The following is a 16,259-nucleotide window of genomic DNA, read 5'->3' on the forward strand; positions in this document are numbered from 1 at the left end:
GCAGGCCGGGCCGCGCGCGGTCCGGGACGTGGGAGGAGCGGGCGGTTGAAGTGGCTGTTGACACGGTTGCTGGCGGGTGTGGCCGCGATCGCGATCGTGGTGGCGGGCGCGGGGGCCCTGCTGGCCTTCCAGTTCTCGGGTGAACCGGCGCCGTGGGCGGCCTCGCGGGGCGCGGACGCGGCGTGGGTGGGCTCCTGGGAGGACACCGGCTCCCTGGTGCGAGTGCTCGACACCGGCGGGGTGGACACGGTGTACGTGTACGCGGGCGAGATCGACGCCGAGGGCGCGGTCGAACGGGTGGAGGACACCGGTTCCCTGCTGCCCTGGCTGGAGCGGGAGTACCCCGACGTGCGCGCGCTGGCGTGGCTTCGGCACGTGGAGAACGGGTCCTCGCTGCTGCGGGACCGGCTCGACGAGCAGGCCCGCGCGGCGCTCGCCCCGGCGGTGGCCGAGGTGGCCGCGGACGGGTTCGCGGGTGTGCACCTGGAGATCCGCCCGGTGACCGTGAACGACCCGTCGATCCCCACGCTCATGTCGATGGTGCGTGAGGAGTTGGGCGAGGAACCCGTGCTGTCGGTGCAGGCCCACCACGTGGAGCTGGTGCCGGGCGGGCGGGTGCCCTCGTTCGTCATGGAGCGCGGGGAGAAGTACTGGTCCAAGGGCTACCTGGACCGGGTGACCGAGCACGCCGACGAGGTGGTGCTGCCGGGCGTGGGCGCGGGGATGCCCGGCGACGCGCTGTACGGCGGGTTCATGGTGCGGCAGGTGACCGAGGCGGTGACGGCCCTGCGCGCGCGTGAGGACGTGGCGGTGCGGTTCGGGCTGCCCACGTACGGCGGTGGCGAGTGGGCCCCGGAGGAGTCGGACGAGTCGGTGGCGACCGCGCTGACGGCCGTCAGGCTGGGCATGACCGAGGCCGAACCTCCGGAGGGCATGACCCTGGGGGTGGCCTTCTACCTGGGGGACGAGGCGACCGAGGAGGACGTGGCGGCCTACACGGCGGGATGGCTGCTGTCCTGAGCGATTGAGTTCGGCTGAGGTCCCCTGAAGTCTCTTCGGGTCTGTGGGTGAGGCATACTGGAAGTCCGTGTCTCGGACTTCCACATTGGCTTCGGGCCCTGTGGACTCACACACCCTGCGTCGGCGCCCACGCCGGCCTCTCGCGGAACGGCTGCCCGCGAGTTGGGCCGCCTGGTTCGGTCGGCGCGATGACCAAGATCAACTGGAGCACGTTTTCGCATGGCGAACATCAAGTCGCAGAAGAAGCGCATTCGGCAGAACGAGAAGGCTCGTGTCCGCAACCAGGCGGTGCGCTCCTCGCTGAAGACGGCCATCCGCAAGTTCCGTGAGGCTGCCGAGGCCGGGGACGTCGAGAAGGCCATCGTCGCCCAGCGCGCCGCCGCTCGCGCGCTGGACAAGGCCACCAGCAAGGGCGTCATCCACCAGAACCAGGCCGCGAACCGCAAGAGCGCGATCGCCAAGCGCCTGCACTCCGTGCAGTCCGCCTGAGACTGACGGCTCGTCCCGGCTCGGTGCGCACGCACCGGGCCGGGTTTTTTCGTGCGCCCATCTCCGTCGCCCACCGCCGTCCGCGCAGGTCGAAGAGGTCGGGACGAGAGTTGTCCACAGCTTGAAACCGGGTGCTGACACAGCACTTCCGGCTTCCTAACGTGGTCTTATGACTACTCAGCGCCGCACCCGGCGCCACTCCCCCGCGACCGACCAGCAGGACCGGCTCCGCGCGCTCACCCTGGACGCGTCACCCGCCGCCCGGCGCCTGCGCGCGCGTATCCCCCGCTCGCATGCGGAACCCGCGCCGCCGCACCGCGGTGTCCCGCCGATCCCGAGCGCGCCGTACGCGGTGACCGGGACGCACACCCCGTACCGGCCGGAGGCGTCCGGCGGTGCGCCCTGCCCGGAGCGCATCGGCCGCCCCGCAACCGCGCCCCGCCAAGGTCCGGCCACCGGCCTCCGGCGGCCGGACGTCCCCGAGGACACCGTGACCTGGCCTCCGGACCCGGGACACCGGGGCGGGAAAACCTCCGGTGACCGCGTGAGCCGGAGCCGGGACTGGCCCGAGCGCCATCCCGACGACCTGCTCGGCGTGACCGCTCCCCCGCGCCCCTCCCCGGCCGGGTCCTCGTCAGCACGGGGTCCGTCCGAGGAGAACCGGGCCGGGAGGGCGACGGTGCCCGCACCGCGGGCCGTCGAGGGGAGCCGGAAGGCGACCGTGCCCGCACCACGAACCTCGGAAGAGAACCCGGACGGGAAAGCCGTGGTGCCCGCGCCGCGGCCCTCCGGGGAGAGCCGGGGCGGAAAGGCCGCGGGGCCCGCCAAGCGGGACACCGGGGAGAACGCGGACGAGAGGGCCGCCGTGTCCGCCCGCCGTGCTGGCGTACCGGAGGGCGCGTCCGGTCCGGACGCGTGGCCCGACCCGGCCGGGGGACGGCACCGGCGCCCGGATCGCCCGCCGTCGGGATACTCGGAGTTCGACCCCGAGCCGTCCGGATCGCTCCTGGAGCGGCTGGCCCGGCGGTTGCCGACCCGGGCGGCGCTGTCCCGGCGGGCGGTGGTCGCCCTGGCCGTGCTGGGCGCCCTGGCCGTCGTGCTGGTGCTGGCGCTGTACCACCGGCCGACCACGGTGTCCGCGCCCGAGATGGTCACGCATTCCGCTCCCGTGCCCGCGACGGCGGTGGAGGGCGACAGCGCGCGGACCCCGGCGCGGGAGACGGGGACGGAAGCCGGGGAGGCGGGCGCCGGAGCGGCCGGGGCCGCCGCGCCGGAGGAGGACCTCGTGGTGCACGTGGGCGGCGAGGTGTCCGACCCCGGGCTGTACACGCTGCCATCGGGGTCGCGGGTGGCCGACGCGGTGGAGGAGGCCGGCGGCGCGCTGCCCGACGCCGACCTCGACCTGCTCAACCTGGCCCGTCCGCTGGTCGACGGCGAGCAGGTCCTGGTGGGCGTCCCCGCACCCGCGGGCACGGGCGTCCCCGGGAGCGGCCCGCAGGGGACCGGGGGGCTGGTGGACATCAACCGGGCGGACCGGGCCTTACTGGAGACCCTGCCCGGGGTCGGCACGGTGATCGCCGACAACATCGTCTCCTACCGCGAGGAGCACGGGCCGTTCCGGAGCGTCGACGACCTGGTCAACGTGGACCGGATCGGCGACAAGATCCTCGCCGACCTCCAACCCCACGTGACGGTGGGGTGAGCGGCGGTGGCGACGTGGCTGGGGACGGACGCCTACGGGCTGGACAGGCCGCCCGACCTGCGCCTGCTGGCGCCCGCGGCGACGGCCTGGCTGGCCGCGCTGGCGGCACTCGCCGCCCCGCCGTGGGCGGCCTGGTCCCTGGCCGGGGCGGCGGGGGCCGGCGCGGCGGTCGTGCTCCTGGCGGCGGCGCGTCCGCCGCTGGAGGCGGTGGCGCTCACCGCCGCGGCGTCGCTGGCCTGCGTGGCCACGGTGGCGGCGGTGGCCGGTGTCCAGGTGCACCGGGTGGAGCGGAGCGCGGCCAGGGAGGCGGCGGAGCAGGGGCACGAGGCGGAGTTCGAGGCGGTGGTGACGGCCGATCCGCGTCCGCGGTCGGGGACTCCCCGGCCGGGCAGGGCGGCCTGGGTGATCGACGCCCGTACCGCGTGGGTGCGGTCCGAGGGGACCGAACGCGGGTCCGCGGCTCCGGTGGTGGTCCTGGCCTCGGGGTCGGACTGGCGCGAACTGCTGCCCGGGCAGACCTTCCGGGCGCGGGGAGTCTTCCTCGGCGCAGAGGACGACTCCCTCACCGCCGCCCTGGTCCTGGTGCGCGGGCCGCCGGAGGAGGTGGGGCGGTCCGGCGGTCTACAGAGCTTCGCCGGTCTGGTGCGGGAGCGTCTGCGGGAGGCCTCCTCCGGGCTGCCCCGGCCCGAGGACGGGCTCCTCCCGGCGCTGATCGTCGGCGACGCGTCCGGGGTGCCGCCGGAGACCGCCGAGGACTTCCGGGACGCCGGGATGACCCACCTGCTGACCGTCTCGGGGGCCAACCTGGCGGTGCTGACCGGCTTCGTGCTGGCGGTCACCCGGCTGCTGCGGGCGCCCCCGTGGTGCTCGGTGGCGGGCGGGGCGGCGGTGATCTGGTTGTTCGTCCTGGTGTGCCGCCCGGAGCCGAGCGTGGTGCGCGCGGCGTTCATGGGGTCGCTGGGCCTGCTCGCGCTGGCGACAGGGCGCGCCCACGCGGGGCTCGGCGCGCTGGCCGTCACGGTGGTCGGGGTGCTGTTCGTCGCGCCGGGACTGGCCGCCTCCTTCGGGTTCGCGCTGTCGGTGCTGGCGACCGCGGGCATCCTGCTGCTGGTGCCGCCGTGGACCCGGGCGTGGTCGGAACGCCTGCCGCGTCCGGTGGCGGAGGCGCTGGCGGTGGCTTTGGCCGCGCAGGTGGCGGTCTCGCCCGTGCTGGTCCTGCTCTCGGGTGAGCTGTCGTGGACCGCGGTTCCGGCGAACGTACTGGCCGCCCCGGTGGTCGCGGCGGTGACGGTGACCGGGTCGGCGGTGGCGGCCCTGGCGGTGGTGTGGCCGGGTGCGGCGGCGGTGGCCGCACACCTGCCCGGGCTGGGGGTGTCGTGGATCGCGGCGGTGGCGGGGGCGGGCGCGCGGGTCCCGCACGGCGCGCTGGCGTGGCGGTCGGACCTGGTGGGAGGGCTGGTCCTGGCCGCCGTGCTGGCGGTGCTGGTGTTCACGCACGGGCGGTTGCGCCGGGTCGTGGCCGCCGTGCTGGCGGCCGTGCTGCTGCTGGCCCTGGCCGCGCGGTGCGTGCCGGGCGGATGGCCGCCCACGGGCTGGGCGCTGGTGGCGTGCGACGTGGGACAGGGCACCGCGTTCGTGCTGTCGGCGGGCCCGGGCTCGGCGGTGGTCGCCGACACCGGCGAGGACCCGGACAGGGTGGACGACTGTCTGGGGCGGCTGGGGGTGCGCGAGGTCCCGCTGCTGGTCCTGAGTCACGACCACGCCGACCACGTGGACGGGACGTCCGGGGTGCTGCGGCACCGGAGGGTGGGGGCCGCGTTGGCGCCGCCGGGGTTCGGGGAGAGCCCCACGGGGCGGCTGCTGGCCGGGGCCGGGGTACGGCTGTTGGAGGCCGGACGGGGCCAGCAGCTGCGGGTGGGACCGTGGCTGCTGCGCGTGCTGTGGCCGGAGCCCGGCTTCACCGGCTCGGTGAACGACGCCTCGGTGGTGCTCCGGGCGGACGGGGCGGCACTGACGGTGCTGCTGACCGGTGACATCGAGGAGGAGGCGCAGAGAAGGCTGCTGGAGGGACCGGACGCCGACCTGTTGCGGGTGACCGTGCTGGCCGTGCCCCACCACGGGGCGGGGGGCCAGGAACCGGCCTTCCTGGAGGCCACCGACCCGGTGGTGTCGGTGACCTCGGTGGGCGCGGACAACACCTACGGGCATCCGGCGCCGTTCACGTGGAACATCCTGGAGCGGGTGGCACGGGTGAACCTGCGCACCGACCGGGACGGGGACGTGGCCGTGTTGGACGGCGGCGGTTCCGGGCCCGGACAGGCCGTGGTGCGCGGGCCCGACCCCGCACGGTAGGAGGCGGCGCCGCAGAAGGGAGCGCGGTGGAAGGCAGCGCGATAGGGGGTGGTGCCGTAGGAGGCACCGCGCACGGGGCTCACCGGTCGCGTGCGGTGCGGGCGACGGGCGAAAGCGTGCCCGCGGACCGCGCGGTAGGCGCCCGGCTGACCGGTGGGACGCCCGGCTGACCGGTGGGACGCCCGGCTGGTCGGTGGGGCGTGGCATCCTCTGTGTATGCCTGCACCCGCCCTGCTCACGATCATCGTCGGGGACGAGGAACTCCTCGTCGACCGGGCCGTCGCCGCCGTCGTCGCGGCGGTCCGCGAGGCCGACCCCGGCGTGGACGTCCATGACCTGGTGCCCGCCCAGGTGGGGATGTCCACACTCGTCGAGGTGACCTCGCCCTCGCTGTTCGGCGACCGGCGGGTGGTGGTGCTGCGCTCGTCCCAGGACCTGACCAAGGACCTGGCGGCGACCGTCACCGACTACCTCGGGGACCCGGCCAACGATGTCAACCTCGTGCTCACCCACGCGGGCGGCAACAAGGGCAAGGCCCTGCTCCAGGCCGCGGTCAAGGCGGGCGCCCACCGCGTGGACTGCAAGGGGCCGGGCAAGCCCGCCGAACGGGTGGCCTTCGTCAAGGGCGAGTTCTCCCAGGCGGGGCGCCAGATCACCGCTGACGCCGCGCAGGCGCTGGTGGACGCGGTCGGCAGCGAGCTGCGCGAGATCGCGGCGGCCTGCACCCAGCTGATCGCCGACACCGAGGGCCGGGTGGACGCCGCGGCGGTGGCCCGGTACCACTCCGGCAGGGCGGAGGCCTCGGGGTTCACCGTGGCCGACCGCGCCGTGGAGGGGCGCCTGCCCGAGGCGCTGGAGCAGTTGCGCTGGTCGCTGGCGGTGGGTACCGCCCCGGTGCTCATCAACAGCGCGCTGGCCGGTGCGGTGCGCGGCATCGCCGTGGCCGCCCAGCCGCCGCGCGGCATGTCCGAGGCGGACCTGGCCAAGCGGGCCAAGGTCCCGCCGTGGAAGCTGCGGACCCTGCGTCAGCAGGCGCGGGGGTGGAGCCCGGCGGGGGTCACCCGGGCCATGGCGGTGGTCGCCGAGACCGACGCGCTCATCAAGGGCGCCGGACGCGATCCCGAGTACGCACTGGAGCGGGCCGTCATCGAGATCGCCCGGGCCCGCGGCACACGCTGAGCGGCGCGACGGAACGGACCGCGCCCGCGGGCCGACTGCCGGGGCGGGCCGGGCGCCGTCCCCGGCAGGAGCACCGCCTCAGCGGATGGTCCTGCCGCCCTGCCACACCCGCAGGGTGTTGAGGCCCATCGACCAGGCGAAGGCGCCCTCGTGGTCGGCGTCCCACTGGACGAGGTCGGCCAGGCTGCCGGGCGCGAGCACGCCCCGGTCGGTCAGGCCCAGGGCGCGTGCGCTGCCCACCGTGGCGGCGTGCAGGGCCTCGTGCACGGTCATCTCGAACATGGAGATGGCCAGCGAGATCACCAGCGGCATCGACATCGTGCCCGACTGGCCGGGGTTGTGGTCGGTGCCCAGTCCGATGGGCACGCCGTGGTCGAGCAGCGCCCGCACCGGCGGGGTGCGGCGCTCGTGCAGCGAGGTCGTCGGGCAGGCCACCACCGGCGTGCGGGTGGCGGCCAGCGCCAGGACGTCCTGCTCGTCGGTCTCGTGCAGCAGGTCCACCGAGGAGCAGCCCATCTCGGCGGCCATGCGCACGGCGCCGTGCCGGGGGCGCGAGCAGGCGTGCAGGGTGGTGCGCAGCCCCGCGGACTGGCCCACCCCCAGCAGCATGCGGGCGTCCTCGGTGGTGAACTGCTGGTTGTCGCAGTACACGTCCACCCCGTCGGCACCGGCGAGCGCGGCGTCGTTGAGCCAGGAGGCGGCGGTGGCCGCGTACTCCCTGGGTCTGCCGAAGAACTCGGGCGGCACCCCGTGCGCCGGGAAGAAGGTGACGTGCAGGCGCGGCATGCCCGGCTCCTCCTCCAGGGAGCGCAGCAGGCGCACGTCGGCCAGTTCGCCGTCCCTGGTCAGGTGGTAGCCGGTCTTGGCCTCCACGGTGGTGCTGCCGGTCAGCACCCAGTGCCGGAGCCGTTCGCGGACCGCGTTGCACAGGGTCCAGGGATCGGTGCCCCGGGTGATGGTGACGGTGGTGGAGACACCGCCCCCAGCCGCGAAGATGTCCCCCTTGGAAGCGCCCTTGGCCCACATGTTGACCTCGGCGTAGCGGTCCCCCGCGTACACCGGATGGCAGTGGGCGTCGATCAGCCCGGGGGTGATCATGCCGCCGCCGATGTTGACGACGTCGTCGACGTCGGTGAGGTCGTCCACCACGCCGGGGATGCACTGGGGGAGCTCGGCGGCGGGCCCGACCCAGGCCACCCGGTCGTCGTCCATCAGGAGCGCGGCCTTGGTGAGCAGTTCGCTCCCGGTCCACAGCCGGCCGATGTTGCTGAGGAGTACCGCCGTCATGGGGTCGTCCGCCCTCGCCGGTCAGATCCGCCGGTGCGACTGCGGGACACGGTCGTGGGATACACGGGCGGACATGGCGACCTCGTATCTGGAGCGGTCCGACAGAGCCGGTGGGGGGCGGCCTGCGGCCGCCGCGGTGCCGTGACAGTGGCACAGGGGTCGGCTGTCGCGGGACAGCGGCCACTGGCGGCCAGTGCTCCAAAACCGTAGTCCATCCGCGGACTCCGTGTACACCTCCCCGGGAGGACGAATAGGACGGTCTCCCAACAAAAACCGCGGGCACGGAGAGTGATCAGTACCACGGACGGCAGCGGTGAGCTGGATGTTCGCGTGCGTCGTCCGAGCGGGAACGCGCCCGTGCGCTACGTCGGCGCCCGCGCCCCCGGACACGGCGAGGCCGGGGCGCCCCCGTCGGGGCGCCCCGGCCGTGCGCGGCGGACCGCGCGTGCCTCAGGCCGTGCTGGGCGTGTACTCGTCGAGTCTGCCCGCGAGCAGGGCCGGGACGAAGGCGTGGATCGCCGTGCCCTCGGCGGTGTGCTCCTCGCTGAGGATGCGCCCCTCCTCGTGGATCCGGGCGATGAGGTCGCCCCGCGAGTACGGGACGAGCGCCCGCACCTCGTGCGCCAGCTCGGGCAGCGCCGCGGCGACCGCCTCCACCAGGGCGGAGACGCCCTCACCGGTGCGCGCCGACACCTCGACCATGTCCGGGTAGCGGGTGCGCATCACCTTGAGCACGTCGGGGTCGGCGGCGTCCACCTTGTTGACCACGATGAGCTCGGGCACGTCACCGGCGTCGATGTCGGCGAAGACGTGCCGGACCGCGTTGATCTGGCTCTCGGGGTCGGGGTGGGATCCGTCGACCACGTGCAGGACCAGATCGGAGTCGGCGACCTCCTCCAGGGTGGAGCGGAAGGCCTCCACCAGCTGGTGCGGCAGGTGCCGGACGAAGCCGACGGTGTCGCTGAGCGTGAACCCGCGGCCGTCGGGTGTGCGGGCCTGGCGCACGGTCGGGTCCAGGGTGGCGAACAGGGCGTTCTCGACCAGGACTCCGGCGCCGGTCAGCCGGTTGAGCAGGCTCGACTTTCCCGCGTTGGTGTACCCGGCGATGGCCACGGACGGCACCGCGCGGGTACGCCGGACGTCGCGCTTGACGTCGCGTGCGGTACGCATGTGGGCGAGCTGGCGGCGCAGCTTGGCCATCTTGTCGTTGATGCGCCGGCGGTCGGTCTCGATCTTGGTCTCACCCGGGCCGCGCAGGCCCACGCCGCCGCCCGCGCCACCGCCGCCGGAGCCGCCCGCCTGACGGGACAGGGCGTCACCCCAGCCGCGCAGTCGCGGCAACAGGTAGCTGAGCTGGGCGAGTTCGACCTGGGCCTTGCCCTCGCTGCTGCGCGCGTGCTGGGCGAAGATGTCCAGGATCAGGGCCGTGCGGTCGATCACCTTGACCTTGACCACGTCCTCCAGCTGGCGCAGCTGGCCGGGCGTGAGCTCCCCGTCGCAGATCACGGTGTCGGCGCCGGTGGCCTCCACGATGTCGCGCAGTTCGGCGGCCTTGCCCTTGCCGACGTAGGTGGCGGGGTCGGGCTTGGACCGGCGCTGGGTGACCCCCTCCAGCACGAGCGCGCCCGCGGTCTCGGACAGGGCGGCGAGCTCGGTGAGCGAGTTGTCCGCGTCGGTCTGGGAGCCGCTGGTCCACACGCCGATGAGGATGACGCGCTCCAGTCTCAGGGAGCGGTACTCGACCTCGGTGACGTCGGTGAGTTCGGTGGACAGTCCCGGAACGCGGCGCAGCGCGTGGCGCTCGGCGAGTTCCATCTCACCCTGGTCGGGGACGTTGTCCGGGTCGTCGTAGCGGTCTCCGCCGGTGGCTCCAGCCTCGCGGGACGCGTCGTATGCGTCGACCCCGTCCCCGACGGTGATCGCCTCGCGGAACGCGTCCTCGGCCTCGTGGCCGTCGTGGACGCTTCCGCGGGTGTCAGCTGTATTCATATCCCTCCAGGTGGGTCAACGTGGCCGCCGCCGCGATTCTTCCCGCGACCGGGCGGTGGCGGGTGCCCTGTCGATGGTGGCATCTCGCCTCCGCGAGGGCATCTGAATTATCGCAGGGCACGGCGGGCACGACACTCCACGGGACCCGGGCCGCGCCCCGCACCTGCCCCGACGACGGGCACGGAAGTCGCGGGAGAAGTTTTTGCGACCTTCCCATCCAGGGAAACTCCCCGGTCATTGTCTTCTTCCCTCTCCTCGAAGGAGGGGGATCCCGACCGAACCTAACAGCCTGGTGCCGCTCGCGCGGCGACCCTCACGGGCCCGGTTTCCTGCTTCGACGCCGACAGCGGAAGGGAGGACCCTTGCCGACTCACACCAGCTCCACAGGCATCACCAGGGTTCTCCCTGGCTGCGACTCGACCAGCCGCAAGAGTGTTCTTGGCCGCGTTGAGATCCCGATCATGCCGGGTGCGACAGGAAGGGCACGTCCATACCCGGGTGCCCAGGGAAAGCCGATCCAGCAGGTACCCGCACGCAGAACAGGTCTTGGAGGAGGGATACCACCGGTCGACCACCACCAGGGTTCGACCCGCACGCGCGGCCTTGTACTCCAGCTGACGGCGGAACTCACCAAGGCCGGCGTCCAGGACCGACCGGTTCAGCCCGGCCTTTTGACGGACCCGCTGACCGGGTCGCTCGACGGTGCCTTTCGCGGAGGCGGTCATGCCCCGCACGTTCAGGTCCTCGATGGCGATCAGGTCGTGCTCGCGCACCAGGCGGGTCGTGGTCTTGTGCAGGAAGTCAGCGCGGGCGTGGCGGACCTTGCGGTGCGCGGCCGCGACTTTGCGCTTGGCCTTACGGCGGTTGTTCGACCCGCGCTGGGTGCGGGCCATGCGCCGCTGGTAACGCTTGAGGTTGCGGGCCTTGCGCTCCAGATGGCGGGGGTTGGCGATCTTCTCGCCCGTGGACAGGATCGCGAAGTCCTTCACACCAAGGTCCACGCCAACCTCGGCCCCCGTCTGTGGTACGGGGTCGGGGTCCGGGCCGTCCACGGCGAAAGTCACATACCAGCGGCCGTCCGCCTCACGGGAGACGACCACCGTGGTCGGGTCCAGGGCGGCCAGGTTCGTCTCGGGCCAGGACCAGGCCACCTTCAGCGGCCTCTGGTGCTTGGCCAGGAACAGCTGTCCATCCTTGATGCGAAACGCGCTGCGGGTGTAGTGCGCCGACTGCCGACCTGTCCGGTTCTTGAACCGGGGATAGCGGGCGCGGCCCGTGAAGAAGTTCGCGAACGCGCTGTGCTGGTGGCGCAGGGTCTGCTGCAACGGCACCGAGGACACCTCGGACAGAAACGCCGTTTCCTGGGTGCGTTTCCACCCGGTCAGCGCCTGGTCGGTCTGCTTGTAGGAGGTGTTCTCGCCGTGCTGGTGGTAGGCGGTGTGGCGGTCGGCGAGGGTCTTGTTCCACACCAGGCGCACGCAGCCGAACGTGCGGCCCAGCTGGGCCGCTTGTTCGGGGTCCGGGTAGGCCCGGCACTTGTACGCCGTCCGCATACAGCAAAACTTACACCAAGGGAGAGCATGAGTAAGGCAAAAAAAGAAGGTGCGAGCTGCCTGCCCGTCCTGAAGGACGGGGAGGAATCCGGGAGGCATGGTGAGACACGCGCGACGTTGACCGTCCGCGAACCGGACGGTAGCTTCGTTTTCCACATACCAGAAGCTTATTTCGTATTGCGGAAGGTTTTCCATGGGCGCCACGCACGGGGTCGAGATCACCGGCCCCCTCCACGAACGGTTCGACGAGATCCTCACAGAGGACGCCCTCGCCCTCGTCGCCGAACTGCACCGCACCTTCGAGGAGCGCCGCCAGGAGCTCCTCGACGCGCGCGTGACCAGGCAGGAGCAGATCTCGGCCGGGGCCGACCTCGACTTCCTCCCCGAGACCAAGCACATCCGCGAGGACGACAGCTGGCGGGTCGCCCCTCCCGCCCCGGGCATCACGGACCGCCGCGTGGAGATCACCGGCCCCACCGACCGCAAGATGACCATCAACGCGCTCAACTCCGGCGCCAAGGTGTGGCTCGCCGACTTCGAGGACGCCAACACCCCGTTGTGGGAGAACATGATCGGGGGCCAGCTCAACCTGCGCGACGCCCTCGACCGCACCATCGACTTCACCTCCCCCCAGGGCAAGGCCTACGCCCTGAAGGAGGACGGCGAGCTCGCCACCGTCGTCGTGCGGCCGCGCGGCTGGCACCTGGACGAGAAGCACGTCCTCGTGGACGGCCAGCGCGTCAGCGGCGGCCTGCTGGACTTCGCGCTCTACTTCTTCCACTGCGCCCAGCGCCAGATCGACAAGGGCAGGGGCCCCTACTTCTACCTGCCCAAGATGCAGAGCCACCTCGAGGCGCGCCTGTGGAACGACGTCTTCGTCCTGGCCCAGGAGCGCCTGGGCATCGCGCGCGGCACCATCCGCGCGACCTGCCTCATCGAGACCATCCCGGCCGCGTTCGAGATGGAGGAGATCCTCTACGAGCTGCGCGAGCACTCCGCGGGCCTCAACGCGGGCCGCTGGGACTACCTGTTCAGCATCATCAAGACGCACCGCACCCGCGGCCGCAAGTTCCTGCTGCCCGAGCGCAACGCCGTCACGATGACCGCCCCCATGATGCGCGCCTACACCGAGCTGCTGGTCAAGACCTGCCACAGGCGCGGCGCCCACGCCATCGGCGGCATGGCGGCCTTCATCCCCTCCCGCAGGGACGAGGAGGTCAACAGGACCGCCTTCGCCAAGGTGCGCGACGACAAGTCCCGCGAGTCCGGCGACGGCTTCGACGGCTCCTGGGTCGCCCACCCGGGCCTGGTCCCGGTGGCCATGGAGGTCTTCGACGGCGTCCTGGGCGAGCGCCCGAACCAGATCGACAAGCAGCGCCCCGAGGTCGAGGTCTCGGCCGAGGACCTGCTGGCCGTGGACAGGACCCCGGGCGGCGTCACCCTCGCGGGCCTGCGCGGCAACGTCAACGTCGCCCTGCAGTACCTGGCGACGTGGATGGGCGGCAACGGCGCGGTGGCCATCCACAACCTCATGGAGGACGCCGCGACCGCCGAGATCTCCCGCTCCCAGGTCTGGCAGTGGCTGCACAACGACATCACGCTCGACAACGGCCCCAAGGTCACCGCCGAGCTGGTCAGGGGGGTCATCGACGAGGAGCTCGCCGCCATCCGCGAACAGTTGGGCGCTGACTTCGACGAGAACCTGTACCAGCAGGCAGGCGAGCTGTTCACCGAGGTGGCCCTGGCCGACGAGTACGTCGACTTCCTGACCCTGCCCGCCTACGAGCGGATGCCGTAGCCCGACGCTAATTTCATAAGACGGAAGACAACTTCCACTGCACCCCTTGCATGCGCGAGGGGTGCAGTCGTACGTTCACCTTGCGAGGTCGCGTCCGGAAGCGGGCGGGACCGTCCGTGTCCGCGCAGGTGGAACCGGGAGGCGCCCATGTCCGAGACCGAGGCGGCGCAGGCGGCCGTGGCCGGGCTCGTCCCGCGGCTGCGCCGGATCTGCGGAGAGGACGGCGTGCTCACCGACGCCGCCCAGCGCCGCACCTACGAGAGCGACGGGCTGCCCCACCACCGCGCCCTCCCCGGCGTCGTGGTGCTGCCCACCAGCGCCGACCAGGTCGCCGCCGTCGTGCGCCTGTGCGCCGAGAACGGCGTGCCCTTCGTCCCGCGCGGCGCGGGCACCGGCCTGTCCGGGGGAGCGCTCCCCCACGCCGAGGGCGTCCTGCTGGTCACCTCGCGCATGCGCCGCATCCTGGAGATCGACGTCGAGAACGAGTGCGCGGTCGTCGAACCCGGTGTGGCCAACCTGGACGTCACACGCGCCGCCGCGCCCCACGGCTACTACTACGCGCCCGACCCCTCCAGCCAACAGGTGTGCTCCGTGGGCGGCAACGTCGCCGAGAACTCCGGCGGCGCCCACTGCCTCAAGTACGGCTTCACCGTCAACCACGTGCGCGGCCTGGACATCGTCACCCCCTCCGGCGAGCAGGTGAGCCTGGGCGGCAAGAACCCCGGCGCGCACGGCTACGACCTCGTCGGGGCCTTCATCGGTTCCGAGGGCACCCTGGGCGTGGCCACCCGGATCACCGTGGGCCTCACCCGGTCCCCGGAACGCACCGTCACCCTGCTGTCGGCGTTCACCTCGATGGACGCGGGCGGCCGGGCGGTCAGCTCCATCGTCTCCGCCGGGGTGCTGCCCTCGGCCGTGGAGATGATGGACGCGCTGGCCATCGAGGCCGCGGAGAGGGCTGTGGCCTGCGACTACCCCGAAGGCGCCGCGGCCGTGCTGATCGTGGAGCTGGACGGGCCCGCAGCGGAGGTCGAGGCCCAGCTCGCCGAGGTCACCCGGCTGTGCGCGGAGGCGGGCGCCTTCGAGACCCGCGCCGCCAGCGACGCCGACGAGCGCGCCCGGATCTGGAAGGGCCGCAAGTCGGCCTTCGCCGCCGTCGGCCGGATCAGCCCCGCCTACATCGTCCAGGACGGCGTCGTCCCGCGCACGGCCCTGCCCGAGGTGCTGCGGCGCATCACCGAGCTGTCGGCGGCCTCGGGCATCCGCGTCGCCAACGTCTTCCACGCCGGGGACGGCAACCTGCACCCGCTCGTGCTCTTCGACGACGCGGAGCCGGGCGCGGCGGAGCGGGCGGAGAAGGTCTCCGGCGCCATCCTCGACCTGTGCATCGAGCACGGCGGCTCCATCACCGGCGAGCACGGGGTGGGCGTGGACAAGGCGTGCAAGATGCCGCGCATGTACGGCCCCGACGACCTGGCCACCTTCGACCTGTTCCGCCGGGCCCTGGATCCCGACGGGCTCGCCAACCCGGACAAGCTGCTGCCCACCCCGCGCCTGTGCGGCGAGCGGCCCGGGGTGCGCACGGGGGTGCACCCGCTGGTGGAGGCGGGAAAGGCCGAACAGTTCTGAGGCGCGGGCGGACCGCGAGCACGGGGGAGAACACGTGACACTCGTCGAGGGACCGGACGCCCGGGGCGGCGCACTGCGCGAGGGGACCGGCGCCGACGCGGTGGGCGGCCTCGTCCCCGCGCGCGTGGCGCGTCCCGCCGACACCCAGGGTCTGGGCCGGGTCATGGCGTCCGCCGCCCGGGAGGGGCTGGCCGTCGTCGCGCGCGGCGGGGGCACGGCCCTGGACTGGGGCGGCCTCCCGCGTGGCCTGGACCTGCTCGTGGACACCGCCGACCTGTCGTGGATCGAGCACATCGCGGGCGACCTGGTGGTGGAGGTGGGCGCGGGAACCCCCGTGGCCGAGCTGTACGACGTGCTGGCCGCCGCCGGGCAGCGGCTGTCGGCGGACCCCGTGCGCACGGGCGGCACCGTGGGCGGGATGGTGGCCACGGGCGTGAGCGGTCCGCGCCGCCTGCTCACCGGTGCGCTGCGCGACCTGGTCATCGGGATGACGGTGGCGCGCGCCGACGGCGTGGTGGCGCGCAGCGGCGGCCGGGTGGTCAAGAACGTGGCCGGATACGACCTGGCCAAGCTGCACACCGGCGGCCTGGGCACCCTGGGCGTGATCGCCTCGGTGGCCTTCCGCCTGCACCCGCTCCCCCGGGCCCTGCGCGTGCTGACCCTTCCGGCGGCCTCCGCGGCGCACGCCGAACACCTGCTGACGGCGCTGCGCCGGTGCACGGCGACGCCCGCGGCGGTCGAACTGGACTGGCCTTCGGGCAGTCTGCGGGTGGTGCTGGAGGGAACCCCGGGCGGCGTCGGGGCGCGGATGGACGAGATCGCCACGGCCACTGGCGCGGAACCCGAGGTGGCCGACGCCCTGCCCGAGGGCTGGGGAGTGCTGCCCGCCGAGGGCACGCTCGCCCTGGTGTCCGTGCCGCCCGCCGAGAGTGTCCGGGCCGCGGTGCGGGTGAACGAGCTGTCCGGCGCGGGCGTCAGCGGCTCGGCCCGGGCGGGGGCGCTGTACGCGTCCTTCCCGCCGGGCACCGGTGCCGCCGAGGTGGCGGCCGTGCTCGACGACGTGCGTTCGGTGCCCGGCTGGACGATGACCCTGCTGCGCGCGGAACCGCACGTCCACGCCGCCGGTGTGGACCTGTGGGGGGAGGTCCCCGGGCTGCCCCTGATGCGGGCGGTCAAGGACTCCCTCGACCCCGGACACCGCCTGGCCCCCGGGCGCTTCGCGGGCGGTATCTGAACACGTGCGAACACCCTGGGAGGGCCC

11 protein-coding genes are annotated in these 16,259 nt (G+C 73.3%); 8 read left to right on the plus strand and 3 right to left on the minus strand.

Annotation, left to right across the window (positions count from 1 at the left end):
- Window positions 1-45 precede the first annotated feature (45 nt).
- The 5 genes from ACSIH6_RS03015 to holA all read left to right on the plus strand — a co-directional run bounded on the left by ACSIH6_RS03015 (window position 46) and on the right by holA (window position 6,742).
- The gene (locus tag ACSIH6_RS03015) at window positions 46-1,020 is read left to right on the plus strand and encodes a hypothetical protein (protein WP_435106323.1); all 975 of its coding nucleotides are present in this window, start codon (window positions 46-48) and stop codon (window positions 1,018-1,020) included.
- A 219-nt stretch (window positions 1,021-1,239) separates the two neighbouring features.
- Window positions 1,240-1,509: a 30S ribosomal protein S20 gene (gene rpsT, locus ACSIH6_RS03020; RefSeq protein WP_017565523.1), complete on the plus strand. Its 270-nt coding sequence runs from the start codon at window positions 1,240-1,242 to the stop codon at window positions 1,507-1,509.
- A 169-nt stretch (window positions 1,510-1,678) separates the two neighbouring features.
- On the plus strand, window positions 1,679-3,211 hold the full coding sequence (locus tag ACSIH6_RS03025; RefSeq protein ID WP_435106325.1) for a ComEA family DNA-binding protein: 1,533 nt from the start codon (window positions 1,679-1,681) through the stop codon (window positions 3,209-3,211).
- 6 nt (window positions 3,212-3,217) lie between these two features.
- On the plus strand, window positions 3,218-5,563 hold the full coding sequence (locus tag ACSIH6_RS03030) for a ComEC/Rec2 family competence protein (RefSeq protein ID WP_435106327.1): 2,346 nt from the start codon (window positions 3,218-3,220) through the stop codon (window positions 5,561-5,563).
- A gap of 216 nt (window positions 5,564-5,779) precedes the next feature.
- Window positions 5,780-6,742 carry a DNA polymerase III subunit delta gene (gene holA / locus ACSIH6_RS03035; protein ID WP_435106329.1) on the plus strand — a complete coding sequence of 321 codons (963 nt, stop codon included), beginning with the start codon at window positions 5,780-5,782 and terminating at the stop codon, window positions 6,740-6,742.
- 78 nt (window positions 6,743-6,820) lie between these two features.
- Here holA and ACSIH6_RS03040 read toward each other — a convergent pair whose 3' ends face one another.
- From ACSIH6_RS03040 to ACSIH6_RS03050, 3 genes are all read right to left on the minus strand, one after another.
- On the minus strand, window positions 6,821-8,029 hold the full coding sequence (locus ACSIH6_RS03040) for an amidohydrolase family protein (RefSeq protein WP_435106331.1): 1,209 nt from the start codon (window positions 8,027-8,029) through the stop codon (window positions 6,821-6,823).
- Between the two features lie 450 nt (window positions 8,030-8,479).
- A complete protein-coding gene (gene hflX / locus ACSIH6_RS03045) occupies window positions 8,480-10,018 on the minus strand; it encodes a GTPase HflX (RefSeq protein WP_435106333.1) in 1,539 nt (512 codons plus the stop codon).
- A gap of 281 nt (window positions 10,019-10,299) precedes the next feature.
- Window positions 10,300-11,571, minus strand: a complete 1,272-nt coding sequence (locus ACSIH6_RS03050; protein WP_435106335.1) for an RNA-guided endonuclease InsQ/TnpB family protein — start codon at window positions 11,569-11,571, stop codon at window positions 10,300-10,302.
- A gap of 193 nt (window positions 11,572-11,764) precedes the next feature.
- Here ACSIH6_RS03050 and aceB point away from each other — a divergent pair, with 193 nt between their 5' ends.
- The 3 genes from aceB to ACSIH6_RS03065 all read left to right on the plus strand — a co-directional run bounded on the left by aceB (window position 11,765) and on the right by ACSIH6_RS03065 (window position 16,232).
- A complete protein-coding gene (gene aceB / locus ACSIH6_RS03055) occupies window positions 11,765-13,369 on the plus strand; it encodes a malate synthase A (RefSeq protein WP_435106337.1) in 1,605 nt (534 codons plus the stop codon).
- Between the two features lie 147 nt (window positions 13,370-13,516).
- The gene (locus ACSIH6_RS03060) at window positions 13,517-14,998 is read left to right on the plus strand and encodes an FAD-linked oxidase C-terminal domain-containing protein (protein WP_435106339.1); all 1,482 of its coding nucleotides are present in this window, start codon (window positions 13,517-13,519) and stop codon (window positions 14,996-14,998) included.
- 34 nt (window positions 14,999-15,032) lie between these two features.
- Window positions 15,033-16,232: an FAD-binding oxidoreductase gene (locus ACSIH6_RS03065; protein ID WP_435106341.1), complete on the plus strand. Its 1,200-nt coding sequence runs from the start codon at window positions 15,033-15,035 to the stop codon at window positions 16,230-16,232.
- The last annotated feature ends 27 nt before the right edge of the window (window positions 16,233-16,259 follow it).

The sequence above is a fragment of the Nocardiopsis synnemataformans genome (assembly GCF_965343085.1).
Lineage (GTDB): Bacteria > Actinomycetota > Actinomycetes > Streptosporangiales > Streptosporangiaceae > Nocardiopsis > Nocardiopsis alborubida.

Excerpts from the sequence above, each read along its gene's own strand:
- aceB (WP_435106337.1), top strand. The coding sequence starts at position 11,765 with ATGGGCGCCACGCACGGGGTCGAGATCACCGGCCCCCTCCACGAACGG.
- ACSIH6_RS03025 (WP_435106325.1), top strand. The coding sequence starts at position 1,679 with ATGACTACTCAGCGCCGCACCCGGCGCCACTCCCCCGCGACCGACCAG.
- holA (WP_435106329.1), top strand. The coding sequence starts at position 5,780 with ATGCCTGCACCCGCCCTGCTCACGATCATCGTCGGGGACGAGGAACTC.
- rpsT (WP_017565523.1), top strand. The coding sequence starts at position 1,240 with ATGGCGAACATCAAGTCGCAGAAGAAGCGCATTCGGCAGAACGAGAAG.
- ACSIH6_RS03050 (WP_435106335.1), bottom strand. The coding sequence starts at position 11,571 with ATGCGGACGGCGTACAAGTGCCGGGCCTACCCGGACCCCGAACAAGCG.
- hflX (WP_435106333.1), bottom strand. The coding sequence starts at position 10,018 with ATGAATACAGCTGACACCCGCGGAAGCGTCCACGACGGCCACGAGGCC.
- ACSIH6_RS03040 (WP_435106331.1), bottom strand. The coding sequence starts at position 8,029 with ATGACGGCGGTACTCCTCAGCAACATCGGCCGGCTGTGGACCGGGAGC.
- ACSIH6_RS03060 (WP_435106339.1), top strand. The coding sequence starts at position 13,517 with ATGTCCGAGACCGAGGCGGCGCAGGCGGCCGTGGCCGGGCTCGTCCCG.